A 15,883-nucleotide genomic window follows, 5' to 3' on the forward strand; every position below is an offset into this window, starting at 1 on the left:
GGCCGTTTAGGGGCCCTTTCGCGACGCGAAAGGGATTTTTTGTGCTAGGAGATTGATCGATGATTGAACTTGACGGAGTATCCAAAGATTTTACGATCGGCGGCCGTGCCGTGCGCGTCCTGGACGGCATCGACTTAAACATTCCAAAGGGCGCGATCTACGGGATCATCGGTCACAGCGGGGCGGGGAAAAGCACGCTGGTCAGATGCATCAACCTCTTGGAACGCCCTACTTCCGGCCGGGTCACCGTAAACGGCAAGGAATTAACAAATCTGGATCCCCGGAAGTTACAAATCGAGAGACAAAGGATCGGCATGGTGTTCCAACATTTTAATTTGCTGTCTTCTCGCACCGCAGCGGAAAACATCGAGTTCCCGCTAGAGCTGGCGGGCTGGCCGAAAAGGCGTCGCCGCCGCCGGGTAGAAGAGCTCCTTCGGCTGGTGGGGTTGTGGGAGCTCCGGGATCAGTACCCATCCAAACTGAGCGGCGGCCAGAAACAACGAGTGGGGATCGCCCGGGCCCTTGCCCCTGAGCCCGAAGTGCTCCTGTGCGATGAGGCCACTTCTGCCCTTGATCCCCAGACCACCGATTCGATCCTAGAACTGTTGGCCAGTATCAACCAGTCCCTAGGCCTCACAATAGTGGTCATCACCCACGAGATGCACGTCGTAACCGCGATTTGCGACCGCGTGGCCGTACTGCACCAAGGCCGCATTGTGGAGGAAGGACCTGTGGTGGATGTGTTTCTCCGGCCGAGACATCCGGTCTCCACCGAATTCGTCCGGCAAATGGGCGGTGCCGATACCGATGGCCTCCCCGGGGTGTCCCCAGACGAGCAGTTGTTGCGGTGCCTGTTTGTGGGAGATTCTGCTTTGCGCCCCGTTTTTTCTGAGGTGACGGAAGAAACCGGGGTACACGTGCGGATTCTTCAGGGATCTGTGGACCGGATGAAAACCATTCCCTACGGCCGGTTCATCGTGGCCCTTGTGGGGCCCGAGGAGGCGAAGCAGAGAGCCATACGAATCCTTCGGGATCGGGGGGCGTGGGTGAAGGAGGTGAATTCAGGTGGATCCGGGGCTATGGGGTGAAATCGGACAAGCATCCCTCGATACGGTCTACATGATTGGACTGTCGGTACTGTTCTCGGTTCTGCTGGGTGGGCCGGTGGGGATTTTTCTCGTCGTCGCGGGTCCTGGCCACCTCAAACCGATGCCCGGTTTGTACCGGATCGTAGGGGCGGTGGTGAATATCCTTCGTTCGATACCATTCATCATCCTGCTCATCCTTATGATCCCGTTCACCCGGCTGCTGGTGGGCACATCCATCGGCGTCACCGCCGCCATCCCACCCCTGGTGGCCTCGGCGGCCCCATTTTTCGCCAGACTCGTGGAGACTTCTCTGCGGGAAGTCGACCGGGGGATCATCGAGGCGGCCCAGGCTATGGGAGCCCGTACCGGCCAGATCATCTGGAAGGTCCTTCTTCCCGAAGCCCGGCCAGGGCTCTTGGCGGGCATCACCATTACCGCCGTGAACCTCATCGGCTACTCGGCTATGGCCGGTGCCATTGGCGGCGGAGGGCTCGGGGACCTGGCGGTCCGATACGGATATCAGCGGTTCGATACCGGCGTCATGCTGCTGACCACCGCCCTCCTCGTCGTTTTTGTCCAGTTGCTGCAATGGGGCGGAGATCGCCTGGTCCTTCGTTTCACCCGCCGTTAGATCATAAGGTCTGTATCCAACAAAGGGGGTCTTTCACCGTGAAAAAGTTAAGAAGAGCTTTCCCGTTTCTGACCGTCGCCTTGGCCCTGGCCTTAACCGCGTGCGGATCCTCCGGAACATCCGGTTCACCCAGCGACACCGGCCAACAGGGGGGCGGGGAAAAACTCATCAAAGTTGGCGCAACGGCCGTCCCCCACGCGGAGATTTTGGAACATGTCAAGCCGACATTGGCCAAGGAAGGGATCAAGCTGGAAGTTGTGACCTTTTCAGATTATGCCCAGCTCAACCCGCAATTGGTGGACAAACAGCTCGATGCGAATTATTTTCAGCACATTCCTTATCTCGACAATTTCAACCAGCAAAAGGGAACGGACTTGCAGTGGATTGCAAAAGTCCACATTGAACCCATGGGGGTTTATTCCAAGAAAATCAAATCTGTGGATGACTTGAAAAGCCAAGGGGGGACGGTGGCCATTCCCAACGACGCCACAAACGGCGGCCGGGCTTTGGCACTACTCGCTAAGGCGGGAGTCATTCAACTGAAACCCGGAGCCGGGGTCACGGCCACCGTTCGGGACATTGTACAAAAGCCGGGCAATTTAACCATCCGGGAGTTGGATGCGGCCATGCTCCCCCGGGCTTTGGACGACGTCACAGCAGCGGTCATCAACACCAACTACGCCCTGCAGGCCAATCTCAATCCCACCAAAGACGCCATCTTTTTGGAAAGCGCCGATTCGCCTTACGCGAACGTCCTCGTGGTCCGCAAAGAGGATGAAAAGCGACCGGAGCTGGTCAAATTGGCCCAAGCCCTCACTTCAGACGATGTGAAACAGTTTATCGAGCAAAAGTATCATGGGGCTGTGGTCCCAGCCCCCGCCTTGGCCCCTGCGTTACAGTAGGCGGTGAAAGATTCCTCCACGCCTTTTGATGGCTGTTCAAAATTCCTCTTGATCATCTTGGCGGACGGCAAAGAGCAGAAAAGCCACCCGGGACCCGCGCCCCAAAAGGGGATCGCGTCCCGGGCGGCCGCCGCCCGACCTTCACCGTGGATCGTCGTAACAAATCAGAATCACCTCTTTCCCGAGCTCCGAGGAAAGCTTGGCCTCAAAAGTTTGCAACTCCTTTAACACATGAGGCGGAAGCTGCGAGAATCGATAATCCCGGCGATCGACAGATTGTTCTGTGCGCGGCTTCACGGCTATCCCCCCTCCATAAAACGTGGTCCCACACCTAGCTTAACCCGCACCTTGACGAGCTAATCCAAGGAATCAACAAATGCCCGGTTTGCATAGGCTACAGTGCCGACATGAAACGCAGGAAAGGAGTGGCCCCACCATGGAACCATTGCCTCAACACCCCCACGTGGAACATGTCGTCTTTACCCGGGTACTGGACCATCTGACGGCGAGCGAGTATGCTCTCGCCGTGCTCTGTTCCGTCAGTCGACAGATGAAAGTTTTCGCCGTGACCAAGGATCTGCCGGGTTTCGAAGAGTTTCATCGGGAGATGTATGAGCGTTCCTATCACCGGATCACGGCGAAAGGGAGCGTCCGCCGCATCTTAGCCGGAGATCACCACGCCACCGTCGTCGCCATTGCCGTTCACAGCATGCACAAATCCGCAGAACACGACCGCCTGGCCGAAGAAGCCATCCACCGCATGGCTGCAGCGGAAGTGAAAGAAGACGCCCGGCGGTGGATCACTTCGGTTCGCGCTTGGCACGAGCGAACCACGACCGAGCTGCAGGTGGCCATGACCCGAACCCGGGAATCGGTGGGTGAAGCGTTCTGGACATCCGCCCTTCAACTCGATGATTGATGCTCAAACAGGGCCCGAAGAACCCATTCCGCTGTGGAACAACCGAGGGAATTGTCGTACGTGAAAACGCCATGGGATCCCCACGGCGTTTCCTGTGTCGACGACGCGTGAGGCGGAGAGACCCCGCTTCAGCCCGACCCCTTCATCCACCCGTCGTTTGTTGTAAGTCGTCCAACATGTCCTGCAGTTCCATCCGACGAATCAGAATCCTGACCCGCTCGGCCCGATCCGCCCACATCCACTGATCGAGCAAAGATTCCTTCTCTCGTTCCAATTCCTTGATGCGGTCCTGTTCCACGCGGATTCACCTCCTGGCATCCAATATGCCCCGCAACCCAGAGGTTCATCCTTAGGAAACCCGCGCTTTTGTGAAAAAAGACACGATCTAGACAATGACCGGGGCCGGTCCACCCAAAAACTAAGCCTTCACTCGACTCTCAGGTTTGGGGCCCATTCCGGGAGTCCCGTGTTTTACTGAGTGTGAAAACCGACCGGCCCATCCACAGGCCTCCCGCAACCAAAACCAACCAAGCCGCTCCACCGAGGAGAGCCCTTGGCCATAAAATGCCCTCCGATCTCCAAAAAGCTCCTCCAAAAAAAGACTCGACGGCAATCATGGGAAAGGTCCCGAGCAATGTCCCGACAAGAAACGACCCATACATCATTCCAGAGATTCCCGCCAGCCCATCGATGGCCGCTGACGGAATGACGGGAACCAACCGGGCAAGCGCTACCAAAATCCACCCTTTGGAGGCCGCTTCCCGGTCCAGCCGCCCGGCGAGAGGATGATCCCTCCACCTGCGCCGGACCCACCCGCGCAAAATCCCGCGGCTGAGCCAGAACAACAGCGATGCTCCTGCAGCGATACCCAGCCAATTGATCAAAAACCCCGGAAGGGCGCCAAACAGAGCAACATTCGCCCCGGCCAGGACCACGAAGGGGACGTACGGAAAAACAGCGTGGGCGACGACCAATGCGGCCGCCGCCCCCCATGCCATATAACCAAAAGCCCGCAGGTGAGTGATCCAGTCCCCGGGGTTGAGCGGAGGATGGCCGCCGAGCTCTCGATGCCACACCCATCCTGCGGCGAGGATCAGTACCGCCACGAGGATCAGCCCTTGCAACCACCGACGACTTTCTCGCACCACCCCGGGACCTCCTTTCGCCATTCCTCCCAGATCCACAACCAACGAGGTTTTGGACCGGCGCTCTCAGCGGTCCGACATGCCCGTTAATTCGTACCCGGCCTCCTCGATGGCTTTGCGGAATTGAGTTTCCCCCACTTTGGATCCGTCGAACTTCACCGAGGCCTTCCCTTTATCAAGATCCACATCCACCTCGTGAACTCCGGCCAAGGCGGACAAAGCCGACTTCACGGCGTGTACACAATGACTGCAGGACATACCTTTTATATGCAGGACTTTTGTCTCCAACTTGTTCCGACCTCCACCCAAAGATTTATTTCGTAAAGAACTCAACGGCTTCCATCAGTTCTGTGATGGCTTCCTCCCCGCCGTTCGACTGAATGGCCCGGGTTACACACCCCCGGGTATGCGCTTCGAGCACCGTCAGTGCGACCTTGTTGGCAGCCGCTCGAATGGCCGCCAGTTGGGTGAGAATATCCACGCAGTACCGATCGTCTTCAATCATTTTCTGAACCCCGCGCACCTGTCCTTCAATTCGGCGGAGACGTTGGATCAGTTCGTCCTTGACATCGGCGTACCCGTGCAACCGGTTCACCACCTTCGGCGCCATCTTACCATACCCGAGTATCGTAAATCAAACGCCTCGAAGCAAAGCAACGGCCCGTTCGGGGTCAAGCCCGTTGATCCCCGCCCCGGTTCCAATGACAAATCCCGAGGAAGTGAAAATCCGCGCAAACACCAAGAAGCGAAGGTGATAATTCTCGTCTCGGTCGTGACACAAAATAATGTTGTATGCCCGTCCGTCAATAGCCTTCTCCAGTGCCCCCACCGCCCGGTGCAACACCGCCGCCATGCCCGCAAGAACATCGTCAGGTATCGACTCGAAAGCCCCCACGTGGCGCCGGGGAGTCACCCACATTTCAAAGGGGTGCATCGAGGCGTAAGGAGCAAAGGCCATCGCCCATTCATTCTCGGCCACCAGGCGTTCGGGAACCATCCCGTCGATCTCGCGACAGATCGGACAACAACCCGCCTCCCGGCGCAGCCTTTGAAAACCCTCCCGCTCCCGCTCGATGGCCGGGGGGACAAAGGGCAAAGCGTACAATTGACTGTGAGGATGCGGTTGCGTACCTCCCGACTGTCTTCCCCAGTTGCGAAACATCGATACGTATACGACCCCGGGGTGGTCGTATAAATGGTTCATCCGCTCACGGATGACCCACAGCAGAACGGCAATGGCCTCTGCAGAATGTTGACCGAGCATCCGGTCGTGCACCCGGCTCTCCACCACCAATTCCTGGGCCATCCCTTCCGGCACAACCGGGTATAGATTATCCCACACACTGATGGCGTCATCCCCCACAGGATAAACCTGTTTAATCGATTCGGAGGGATGACAGAAAGGACAATGCCCATCAATGTAGCCATTGGGTTTCCGTCGGTGATCGATATATAGAATCGGATCCCCCGTGATGGCATGGAACCGGACGTGGTTCATGTCGACCCTCTCCCTCTTTCGCCGAGGTGATCCCTTATAAAAAGGACCGCCACCAAGCGGTCCCTTTTACGTGCCTCCCCGATTCTGTCTCGCTTGTATCCGAATCGGCGCCGTCCGCGCCCTAGACGCCCAACATGGCGGAAAACTCCATGGATCGACCGCTGGCCAGGATCACTTCGCGAAGCGCCTCAATGACGGAACCGATGTCGGCTTTCCCCCGCAAGCGGTGGGGATTCCCGACCTCCACTTCCCGCAGGTCGGGGTTGTTTCTCAAATTCACACCGACTAACCGCGCCACTAAGCGAATCGACCCAAAGGGCAGTTCGAATCGTCTCTCATTGAGACGGATCCACGGAACCTGTCCGTCCCCAAGCCGGATCGACACCCGAACACACCTCGGGTCCTTGACCCTTTCCTGCAACACCTATCCACTCTCCTTTCGCTTACGGGGTTAGCTGACGGGTTCGGGTCGAGAGCCACCCTACCGGCCTTGGCCGGATTCACCCCAAAGTCCTGGGTCCCCCGCTTCCGTTGTCCGGAACTCAGCGCATCATGACCCCCCGGGGCACATCCTTATTGTATGCCAATCCCGCACAAACAGCAACGCCGGTTTCTGTTGAAAATTCCGCCGATACCAAGGCGTGACGCGCCCATCGCCGCCCTTCAAATAAATTCTGCAGCTTTGCACAACATATGCTCAGTCAACCGCCATCCTTGCACTCACGATGTCCAACCGGAGGTAGAGGAATGACCCACCGCAAACCGTGGCTTTGGCTGCTCGCAGGACTCGTACTTGGGCTCAGTCTGGAGGGGGTGCGGACCGCCATTCGGCACCGCCGCCGCATTTCTCCCGTCCCCTTTGGGCCATCGGTCTATCATACGCTGTTCGGACCCGCTGATCATCCCTCCCCACCGTCACAAAAATCACGTTCGCGAAACTGAATCCCCGCGTTCCTCCAAAAATATCCACCATCGACACCACTGGGCCCCATCAATACGTGAAGGGAAAATACTGCACGCCTCCGGTCACGTAAATCACACTCCCGGTCACCATGTCCGAATCTGGATGACACAAAAACTCAACCACCCGGGCCACGTCTTCTCCAGTGGCGGGTCGACCGGCGGGTGTAGAACCTGCCGTCAACCGGCCCGCCTGGTTTCTGGCGTCGACGATCGCCCCTTCTTTAAATGGATCTCGGATATCTCCGGGACACACCATGTTGACCGTGATCCCGTAAGGGGCTTCCTCCGCGGCCAAAGTCCGGGTAAACGACAGCAGCCCCGCCTTGGCGCCAGCGTACGCCCCCCGCCCTTCCCAAGGCATCCCGCCCTCGATCTGGGGATACCCAAAGGTAACGACCCGCCCAAAACGATTTCCCCGCATGTGGGGAATCAGCCAGCGGGCGTGCCAGTACGCGCTATGTAAATTGCCGGCGACGAGCTCCTCCCACTCCCCGGCGGCGGTGTCCACCAGAGGCGTCCGTGTGACCCGAAACGGCCCAACCGCATGAATCCAGCAGTCAAAATCGTGTTCCCGGCTCAACCACCGATCCACTTGTTGCCGGGACCCCGCGTCACATTGAACCGCCCGCACTGCACCAAGACCCCACGCCTTTTTGAGATCTCCGTCGGACTGCTCTCCCACCTCGGCGCGATCCCGCCGGTAGGTCACCACCACCTCATGGCCGCTCCGGACCAATCGCTCAGCCACGGCTCGACCCAGGCCGGCGATTCCCCCGGTCACCAAGACTTTCAAGCCCGCTCCCCCCGATCGCCTCGCATCCGTTAGAATTTCTTAATCGGAATCTTGCTCACCATGAGCGCAGACAAGAGGATCTCCGCCGCCGCAAACCCGAGAACGTGTACATCCCTTGAGACGAAACTGAGCAACCCGAGAACCCCGCCGGCAAACGTAATGGGCACCCCGAGAAAGCCCCCGCTGAACCGTTGCACATTGTACCGCGCCAACCGCAGTGCTCCGCAGAGCACATAAACTATGGACAACGCCCCACCCACTAGCGGCAGATGTTCCATATACACTTGGGTGTACACCAAGAGCGCCGGAGCCACCCCGAAAGACACCAGGTCGCTCAGGCTATCCAGCTCCCTGCCAAAATCGCTGGCAATCCCCAACCGCCGGGCCGTGGAGCCGTCCAGGCGGTCAAACAGCACCGCCACCATCAACGCCACGGCAGCCCAGTGAAACAAATGCATGGACGACAACAGCACCGACAACAGCCCGAGGGACAGATTGACGGCCGTGATCGTGTTCGCGGCATATTTCAGCCAACGTCGGGTCGGATTCGGCGATACCCGCCGGATCCGCAGCACCGTTCGTACAGGATTTCGTTGCACCCTCATGCCCCCCCAGGCATACTCACGGCGCAGGGGCGGGTTCCAGCCTGCCCGATCCCTCCGCGCCCCCATTGTACTGTATCCCGGGGAAGGGCGTCCATGAGCGTTTGGACCTGCATGGCCTCCACAACTCCCCGGTCACAGTCCGTACAAAGGGCCAAACTTCTCACGCCAATAGCGGATGAGGGGTTCGGCCGCCGGCCGGTCGGCACCCGTCGCCCCCTTCAACACTTCGTGAGGTTGCAGCTCCCTCCCGGGCCGGTGAACTTTTTCCCTCAACCACTCCCGCACGGCCGCCACATCCCCCGCGGCCAGCCGACGGTCCAAGCCGCCCAGGTCCCGATCCATGGCTTCCCGGAATTGCGCCGCGTACACGTTCCCCAATGCGTACGTTGGAAAATATCCAAAGCTCCCGGACGCCCAGTGCACGTCCTGCAAAACACCGTCGGCATCCCGGACTGGTTCAAAGCCCAAGAGCGCCCGGGTCTTTTCCCTCCAGACCCCTGGCAGATCGGCCACCTTCAAATCCCCAGAGATCAGAGCCCGTTCCAATTCGTAGCGCAAAAAAATATGAAGGTTGTAGGTGACCTCATCCGCCTCGGTGCGAATGGGAGAGGAACGGACATCGTTGATCCCCGCGTAAAACGTCTCAATATCCAAATCATTCCACGTCGGACCCAGCCTCTTTTTCAGTTCCCCATAATAGTGCTCCCAGAAGGCCCGGCTGCGGCCCACGACATTCTCCCAAAACCTCGACTGGGACTCATGGACCCCGAGGGATGCCCCGGCGTAAAGGGGGGTTCCCGCTAAGCCCGGATCGATCCCCTGCTCGTACAGCGCGTGACCACCTTCGTGAAACGCACTGAACAACGCACTGCGAAAATCCTCGGCGATATACTTCGTGGTTACCCTCACATCTCCGGCATTCAACGTGATCTGAAAGGGGTGGGCCGTTTCATCGAGGCGCCCCCGGTCAAAATCATACCCGATGGTCCTCAGTGCCCATCGACAGATGCTCTGCTGGGTCTCGACCGGTACCGGACGGGCGAAAACCCCGGGATCGGGTCTTCGCCCAGACTCGGCGATCTCCCCCACCAGGGCGACGGTAGCTTCTCTCAGCGTCGCGAACAGCAGGTCGATCTCGGCTGTGCGCACCCCCGGTTCGTAGAGGTCGAGGAGGGGATCGTAGGGGTCCTTCTCGTAGCCCCAGTATCCGGCGAACTCCCGGGTCATGGCCACGATTTCCTCGAGGTAGGGTTGAAGGAGGGCAAAATCATTCCGATTCCTGGCATCTTCCCATGCGGACTCCGCCTTCGCCGTCAACACGACAAAAGCCCGGTATCGCTCCCGGGGAATGCGCTGGTTGCGGTCGTATTCCCGGCGACACTCCCGCACGAGGGCGACGGCCCTGGGGTCCAGCCCATCTGACCGCGCCTCCAACGCTTCGAGAAACTCTCCCATTCGCGACGAGGTCATCAGGCTGAACACCTCGTCCGATAAGGTCCCTATGGCCTCCGCCCGGGCTTCCACCCCCTTTTTCGGCGCCCCGGTCCGCAGATCCCAAGCCATGAGGGACAACGCTTCCTGAAAATGTTGGATGCGACGGACATAGTCTTCAAACTGCGATTGGATTTCTGTCAATACAATCCCTCCCTGGTCGGATTCCGGCCACCTTGGTTCGGAGAAATTATGTGGTCTCACCCTCTGGTGATTTTGGGGCGAAACGTGCATACTGAAAGATAGATGGCACCCGTCGCCTTGACACCTGGTCCCCAAAAGCGGATAATACCCTTACGGGTACACCGCATCAATGCGGAGTGCATACGGAGGTGCGTAACTGTGATGATTCCGGAAAAAGATCGGCAAAAGATTCGGGAGCGGTTCTCCGCGATGACCGAACCTGTCGTTCTGCGCTTCTTTGAGTCTTCCATTGACTGCCCGACCTGCCCGCAGATCAAGGATCTACTTCAGGAAGTCGCCGACCTGTCCGACAAGCTCACCCTGGAAGTGTTCAACCTCTACACCGACGAAGAGAAAGCCAAAGAGATCGGGGTCGACAAAGCGCCCACTCTGGCCATCCTCGGCGGATCTGGACAGGATTACGGGATTCGATTCTACGGGGCTCCGGCCGGCTACGAGTTCGCCGCCTTCCTCGAGGCGATCCTCATGATCTCCCGGGGCGACTCGGGTCTGAAAGCCGAGACAAAAACGAAGTTGGCCACCATCGACCAAGACGTGACCTTGAACGTCTTTGTCACCCCGACCTGTCCGTACTGCCCGAGCGCGGTGCACCTAGCCCATCAGTTTGCCTTTGAGAACGCCCATATCCGCGGTCATATGATCGAGGCTACGGAGTTCCCGGAGTGGGCGAACCGCTTCGACGTGTACGGCGTGCCGAAGACGGTCATCAACGACCTGGATTCCATCGAGGGCGCCGTGCCGGAAGCCGTCCTTCTGGACCAAGTCATGGCCGTGGCATCCAAAGCCTAAGACCCGCGGAGGCGTCGGCCCTCGACTGTCGTTGGGTCCCCAGGGAGGGGCGAGTCGCCCTTCCCTGGGGGGTTTTTATTCTCTCCAACAGATTCAGGCTCCCCGAATCGCCGCCAGGATCAGCAGAATCCAACCCGCCAAAAAGGCGAGTCCCCCAAAGGGAGTGATGAAACCCAAGGAGGGAACACCACTCAAGCTCAGTGCGTACAGGCTTCCGGAAAACAACACGATCCCCACCACAAACAGGATCCCCGCTCCCGCGACAAGACCCGTCGCATACAGCCGTTCGGATAGAATCGCCACCAGGATCAAGGCCAGTGAGTGAAGAAACTGATAATGAACCCCCGTCTGGTAAATCGATAACATGGCGTCAGAAATCTTCCCGCGTAGCCCGTGGGCGCCGAACGCTCCCAGCGCCACCGAGAGGAAAGCTCCAATACTCCCGACGACGACAAAAACCCGCAGCATACTCCTCTCCCCCCACTCCCGTTACTGCACTCCCCCGGGTGCCGGACCCGTTTGCGCTCCTTCCCATTGTAGTGGAGGCCGTGCGGGGAAACAAGGCGCCCCCTCCACCGTTCGGGCTCCAAAGAATTCAGCCTGGCGCTGGGGGGACACCCAGCCCCAGGATACGCCCGTCGCCCAAGCCACAAAGGGATCGAGGGCCGTGAGGTCTGACTTGCCCACATCGGCCACCGCCGTCTTCCCCAGGGATTGCACCACACTCTCCATCTCGTGCATACAGGCGTGTAAAAACCGGACGACATTGCGGACCCCTTTGTCCACATCCAGTTGATCGGTCAGCTTGCCCGTGTAGACCACCAGGCTGGTGGGGGGTTCAAAGGGCAGGGCTTCCACCATCTGGTCTGACACCATGGCAAAAAGGGCCGCCGTTCCCACATAGACCGCATCCGCTCCCAGGGCCAGCGCTTTAAGCATCTGACCCGGGGTGATGAGACCTCCGGCGGCCAGCAAACTCACCCGCCCCCGGACCTTTTTTTGCGCCAGGACATCCGCGGCCCGGGAAACGGCAAACAAAGTCGGCAAACCCACGTCGTCCTGCAGGGTCGGCGACCCTCCGTGAGTGCCTCCTTCGGCCCCGTCGATGGTGATAAAATCCACCCCGGCTTCCAGGGCGATCTGCATCTCTTCTTCGAGATGATGGGTGGCGGCGATCTTGAGCCCCACAGGAACCCCGGTCTCGGCCCGGAGGCGCTGCACGAGGGCCACAAAATCTTCAGGCCGGTCTACTCCGGGCAGCCGAGAATGGATGACGGCGGACTGCCCCTCGGCCAGGCCGAAGACCCGGCGGTAATCCTCCCCGATATTATGGACGGCCGTCCTTTGGGAGGCCGATCCCTGGGCACCCTGTCCCAGTTGAATCTCAATGGCATCCAGGCGTCTGTACTGTTCGGGCCGGTTCATCCACCCGCCCCGGTTGAATTGGCCGATGAGCAACTCCGCCGCTTCCCGCTCCTCTTCAAGGAGCCCCGCCTCGCCGGTGTTGGTGGCGGTGCCGATCTGGGACGCCGCCTTGGCCAGAGCGATTTTTGCCCGCTTACTCAAGGCGCCTCCAAAGGACATCGCCGCGATCACAATGGGAATGGACAGGGTGAGGGGATGCCTGGCCGCCGGACCAATCACCGTCGCCGTCTCGATTCCCACCTCCTCCGGGGTCGGGAGGGGTGTCAAATGAACCGGACTAAAGATTAATTTTTCCCAAGGCGAAAAATGGACCGGACTGCCGAGGGGACGGGAAGGGGCTGCACCCTGGGTGGCCCGCATGGCCGTTTCCGCCATGGCCACTGAGCCCACCTTGCCGGTGACGGGAACCATCTCAAACAGGTTCTCGATGTACTGATCCCGGACAATGCGGGTCAGGGCTTTGTCCACCGTTTCGTTGACGATGGAACGCATCCAATTCTCAATGAACCGGAGCACGTTCCTGCCTCCCCTCCCCGACCGCGACGGCCTCAGGGCGAACGTGGCCTTGGAGAAAATCGTCGATTCGCTGACAGGCGGCGAGACACATCTCCTTGATAGCCGCGAGGCGCTTGGCAGCACTGTCTTCCTCCACGGCGATGTCTCGGAGAACGGCGTCCTCATAGTCATTGAGGCGCTGTTGATGATTCCGCTCGATCGTCGACAGCGTGCCGGCGGCCGTCTCGATGCGGCGCAGTTCAGCTTGGACATAGGTCAGGAATTGCTCCACATCCTTCTCGTTAAAACGGGGCATGGGCGTTCCCCCTTTGTAGGATTTTTACTCCGATGGTAGTCTTCGCTCTACCCCGGGGGATCATTCGCCCATCCGGACAGGCACCCGGACCTTTTCCCTGGAATGGGCTGTGTGGGAACGACGGTGAAGTGGCCGGAGAAAGAGGCGAAGATCTGGATCGGCTGCCGCCCTCGGGAACCGCCCGTCTACCGCCAGGGAGAGGATCAGCCGGGCTGCCCCCCCACCGCGTCTTGACGTCTTCCCACCGCAATCTGGCAGTCGCCAATCCAGCATCCATCTTCGGACACGCCGACATCTGTCAATGCCACTTTGGTGATCTCGTAGACTTCTTCCACCAAGCGGGAGACCCGAAGGATAATGTCCGCCGTAGCCCGGCGAGCCGGCGAATCCTCCGGGGGCCCCTCCGGGCCGGCCACCGTCGTCAACAGGTCCTGAACATCGAGGTCTGTGAGCGGCGTGATCCGCACCGTCCGGGCGGAGGGGGAACCGACAAATAAGATCATGCCAAAGAGCGGGTCCAACTCCGCCGTCACCGAAAACCACATCGCCGCCCCGGCCACCCCCACGCTCCGCCGGATTCCCATGGCATCGAGTACTTCGTTGCAGAGCTCCCGGGGCATCCATTCCACCACCCGGGCCCTCTCCGCCGCATCCGGTCGATGCCCGCGGATGATCTGCCGGGCCCGGTCCGTATCCGCTCCTTCCAAATCCGGGATCCGCCCCACCGGTTTCTGCCGATAGGCCCCATAGGCGGCCACCTTGGCCAAAGCCCGCACCGCCTGTTCTGGAAAAGGGTACACCGGAATCCGCTGGACACCGGCGTCGATGGCGTGGACAAAATTGTCTTCGGTCATGAGAAAATTGGCCACGACGGGCTTGGGGGTGAAGTTGCCCTCCGCCGGGTCCGACGCCGCCTCCCGTAAGGCCTCCGCCAAGGCCCGGGCCACTTCCCGGTCATCCGAAACCCCGACAGGGGTAAACAGTACCAAAACGGCGTCCACGCCGGGGTCGTGCAGCAGCTTCGGCAGGGCTTTGCGATACCCGTCGGCCAAGGCCACAGTCCCCAGATCCACCGGGGGGCCCGCCATCCGCAATCCCTCGTTGTGCAAGGCATCCACGGCCATCACCGCCCCGCCCGCGGTGTTCGTTACAATGGCCACCCGGTCTCCCCGGGGAAGGGGCGCCGAGGCCAGAAGCGCCGTCACATCGAACATCTCTTGGAGCGTGTTAACCCGGATGATGCCCGCCTGGCGAAAGAGCGCATCCACGAGCACGTCCCTGGCCCGGGGCAGCACCGAGCCCGTTAACGACACGGCGGTCCCGCTCTCGGTGCTCGCGCCTTTTACGGCGACGATCGGTTTCTTGCGGGTAATCCGCCGGGTGATCCGGGAGAACTTGCGCGGATTGCCAAAAGACTCGAGGTACAGGGCGATCATGTCGGTTTCCGGGTCATCTTCCCAGTACTGGAGTAGATCGTTGCCCGACACGTCCGCCTTCACCCCCATGCTGGCAAAGCTCGAGACGCCGATCCCCATACGCCCGGCATATTCCAAAATGGTAATTCCCAGCGCCCCGGAGTGGCTGGCGATGGCAAGGGCCCCCCGCCGGGGGAATCGGGGAGCAAAACTGGCGTTGAGCCGCACCTTCGGGTCGGTGTTCACCAGCCCCAAGGAGTTCGGGCCGAGCAGTCGTGCCCCAGCCCGGCGCAAGCGGGCCGCCAACTCCGCCGGGGTGGGCACCCCTTTTTCTTCCTCCTCTGGCAGGCCCGAAGTGATGATGATCACCGATCGGACTCCAGTTGTCACGCAGTCGTCCACCACCGGAGAAACCTGGTCGGGGGGAACCGCCACCACCGCCAACTCCACCGGTTCAGGCAGCTCCCGCAGACTGGGAAACGCCCGCACCCCGGCTACAGAGCGAGCCACGGGGTTCACGGGGTAAGCGATTCCCTGGAATCCGCCCTCCAGGATGTGCCGGAACAGAACATGGCCAAGGCCCTTCGGGTCTCGGGAGGCTCCCACCACCGCTAAAGTGGTGGGGTGAAAAAAGGGGGCGAGGGAAGCAGCGGTGGCCAATTTTTCCCGAGTTTCCTGCAAGGCTCGGATTCGTTCAGTCTGCGCGAGCTTGAGAACCAGATGGGCGACCCCCGACTGATGTTCGCTCCGGATCTCATAGCCGCTGGACAGAAAAACGCCCATCATTTTTTCGTTATCGTATAACACATAGGCATCAAAAAATCGGAAACCGTTTTGCCAAGCGATTTCCGCCAAGTGTTCTAATAAGAGCGTCCCGATGCCCTTCCCGTGCATATGGTCGTCCACCAGGAACGCCACCTCGGCGGTCTCGTCATCCACGCGATTGTAGGTGCCGATTCCGAGGGGTTGATCCCCGGCCATGCAGAGAAGGGTCGCATCGTTCACACCATCAGCGGAAACCATGGCCTCGATCACTTCTTCAGGAACCTCCCGGATCACATGAAAAAAACGAAAATAGAGGCTCTCCGGAGAGGCAGTTTGGAACAAACGCCGCACCGTGTCCCGGTCTGAGGGCCGAGCGGGTCGAAATTCCGCCGCTCGCCCGTCCCGCAGAATGACCCTTGTCATCGAATTCCCGCCTCCG

Annotated in this window: 19 protein-coding genes and 1 riboswitch; of the genes, 5 read left to right on the forward strand and 14 right to left on the reverse strand. The window is 59.9% G+C overall.

Annotation, left to right across the window (positions count from 1 at the left end; translation table 11 throughout):
• The first annotated feature begins 59 nt into the window (after positions 1-59).
• From BTUS_RS09895 to BTUS_RS09905, 3 genes are read left to right on the forward strand one after another with little or no spacing between them, the layout of a single operon-like run.
• Positions 60-1,088 (forward strand): methionine ABC transporter ATP-binding protein, encoded by a 1,029-nt coding sequence (locus tag BTUS_RS09895; RefSeq protein ID WP_013075944.1) that lies wholly within the window; start codon positions 60-62, stop codon positions 1,086-1,088.
• The gene (locus BTUS_RS09900) at positions 1,066-1,719 is read left to right on the forward strand and encodes a methionine ABC transporter permease (RefSeq protein ID WP_013075945.1); all 654 of its coding nucleotides are present in this window, start codon (positions 1,066-1,068) and stop codon (positions 1,717-1,719) included. The genes BTUS_RS09895 and BTUS_RS09900 overlap by 23 nt, the downstream gene beginning before the upstream one ends.
• A 38-nt stretch (positions 1,720-1,757) precedes the next feature.
• Positions 1,758-2,621, forward strand: coding sequence for a MetQ/NlpA family ABC transporter substrate-binding protein (locus BTUS_RS09905; RefSeq protein WP_013075946.1), 864 nt, complete (start codon positions 1,758-1,760; stop codon positions 2,619-2,621).
• 141 nt (positions 2,622-2,762) lie between these two features.
• Here the strand turns inward: BTUS_RS09905 and BTUS_RS18425 are convergent, their stop codons facing one another.
• Positions 2,763-2,918, reverse strand: a complete 156-nt coding sequence (locus BTUS_RS18425) for a hypothetical protein (protein ID WP_013075947.1) — start codon at positions 2,916-2,918, stop codon at positions 2,763-2,765.
• Between the two features lie 139 nt (positions 2,919-3,057).
• On the opposite strand from BTUS_RS18425, the gene BTUS_RS09910 reads away from it, so the two are divergent.
• Complete coding sequence (locus BTUS_RS09910; RefSeq protein ID WP_013075948.1) at positions 3,058-3,540, forward strand: hypothetical protein; 483 nt, start codon at positions 3,058-3,060, stop codon at positions 3,538-3,540.
• 142 nt (positions 3,541-3,682) lie between these two features.
• Here the strand turns inward: BTUS_RS09910 and BTUS_RS18430 are convergent, their stop codons facing one another.
• The 9 genes from BTUS_RS18430 to BTUS_RS09955 form a co-directional block, all read right to left on the reverse strand.
• The gene (locus tag BTUS_RS18430) at positions 3,683-3,838 is read right to left on the reverse strand and encodes a hypothetical protein (protein ID WP_013075949.1); all 156 of its coding nucleotides are present in this window, start codon (positions 3,836-3,838) and stop codon (positions 3,683-3,685) included.
• Positions 3,839-3,977: 139 nt separating this feature from the next.
• On the reverse strand, positions 3,978-4,688 hold the full coding sequence (locus tag BTUS_RS16905) for a TVP38/TMEM64 family protein (RefSeq protein WP_013075950.1): 711 nt from the start codon (positions 4,686-4,688) through the stop codon (positions 3,978-3,980).
• A gap of 63 nt (positions 4,689-4,751) precedes the next feature.
• Entirely contained in the window at positions 4,752-4,973 is a 222-nt protein-coding gene (locus BTUS_RS09920; RefSeq protein WP_013075951.1) for a heavy-metal-associated domain-containing protein, read from the reverse strand.
• Positions 4,974-4,998: 25 nt separating this feature from the next.
• A complete protein-coding gene (locus BTUS_RS09925; RefSeq protein ID WP_052300601.1) occupies positions 4,999-5,295 on the reverse strand; it encodes a metal-sensitive transcriptional regulator in 297 nt (98 codons plus the stop codon).
• Positions 5,296-5,319: 24 nt separating this feature from the next.
• Entirely contained in the window at positions 5,320-6,183 is an 864-nt protein-coding gene (locus tag BTUS_RS09930) for a galactose-1-phosphate uridylyltransferase (protein WP_013075953.1), read from the reverse strand.
• Between the two features lie 121 nt (positions 6,184-6,304).
• Entirely contained in the window at positions 6,305-6,607 is a 303-nt protein-coding gene (locus BTUS_RS09935; protein WP_013075954.1) for a hypothetical protein, read from the reverse strand.
• A riboswitch (cyclic di-AMP (ydaO/yuaA leader) is annotated at positions 6,608-6,741 on the reverse strand. It lies immediately after the preceding gene.
• Between the two features lie 433 nt (positions 6,742-7,174).
• Positions 7,175-7,939, reverse strand: coding sequence for an SDR family oxidoreductase (locus tag BTUS_RS09945; RefSeq protein ID WP_013075955.1), 765 nt, complete (start codon positions 7,937-7,939; stop codon positions 7,175-7,177).
• A gap of 29 nt (positions 7,940-7,968) precedes the next feature.
• Complete coding sequence (pssA, locus tag BTUS_RS09950; protein ID WP_052300602.1) at positions 7,969-8,538, reverse strand: CDP-diacylglycerol--serine O-phosphatidyltransferase; 570 nt, start codon at positions 8,536-8,538, stop codon at positions 7,969-7,971.
• Between the two features lie 138 nt (positions 8,539-8,676).
• On the reverse strand, positions 8,677-10,179 hold the full coding sequence (locus BTUS_RS09955) for a carboxypeptidase M32 (RefSeq protein WP_013075957.1): 1,503 nt from the start codon (positions 10,177-10,179) through the stop codon (positions 8,677-8,679).
• Between the two features lie 201 nt (positions 10,180-10,380).
• Here BTUS_RS09955 and pdo point away from each other — a divergent pair, with 201 nt between their 5' ends.
• Entirely contained in the window at positions 10,381-11,028 is a 648-nt protein-coding gene (pdo, locus tag BTUS_RS09960; protein WP_041304071.1) for a protein disulfide oxidoreductase, read from the forward strand.
• Between the two features lie 93 nt (positions 11,029-11,121).
• Here pdo and BTUS_RS09965 read toward each other — a convergent pair whose 3' ends face one another.
• From BTUS_RS09965 to BTUS_RS09980, 4 genes are all read right to left on the reverse strand, one after another.
• On the reverse strand, positions 11,122-11,496 hold the full coding sequence (locus BTUS_RS09965; protein WP_013075959.1) for a DUF423 domain-containing protein: 375 nt from the start codon (positions 11,494-11,496) through the stop codon (positions 11,122-11,124).
• A 21-nt stretch (positions 11,497-11,517) separates the two neighbouring features.
• Positions 11,518-12,969, reverse strand: coding sequence for an FMN-binding glutamate synthase family protein (locus BTUS_RS09970; RefSeq protein WP_013075960.1), 1,452 nt, complete (start codon positions 12,967-12,969; stop codon positions 11,518-11,520).
• Positions 12,953-13,264, reverse strand: coding sequence for a hypothetical protein (locus tag BTUS_RS09975; protein WP_013075961.1), 312 nt, complete (start codon positions 13,262-13,264; stop codon positions 12,953-12,955). The genes BTUS_RS09970 and BTUS_RS09975 overlap by 17 nt, the downstream gene beginning before the upstream one ends.
• A 203-nt stretch (positions 13,265-13,467) precedes the next feature.
• Positions 13,468-15,867, reverse strand: coding sequence for a bifunctional acetate--CoA ligase family protein/GNAT family N-acetyltransferase (locus BTUS_RS09980; RefSeq protein ID WP_013075962.1), 2,400 nt, complete (start codon positions 15,865-15,867; stop codon positions 13,468-13,470).
• Positions 15,868-15,883 lie beyond the last annotated feature (16 nt).

It is taken from the genome of Kyrpidia tusciae DSM 2912 (assembly GCF_000092905.1).
GTDB lineage: Bacteria > Bacillota > Bacilli > Kyrpidiales > Kyrpidiaceae > Kyrpidia > Kyrpidia tusciae.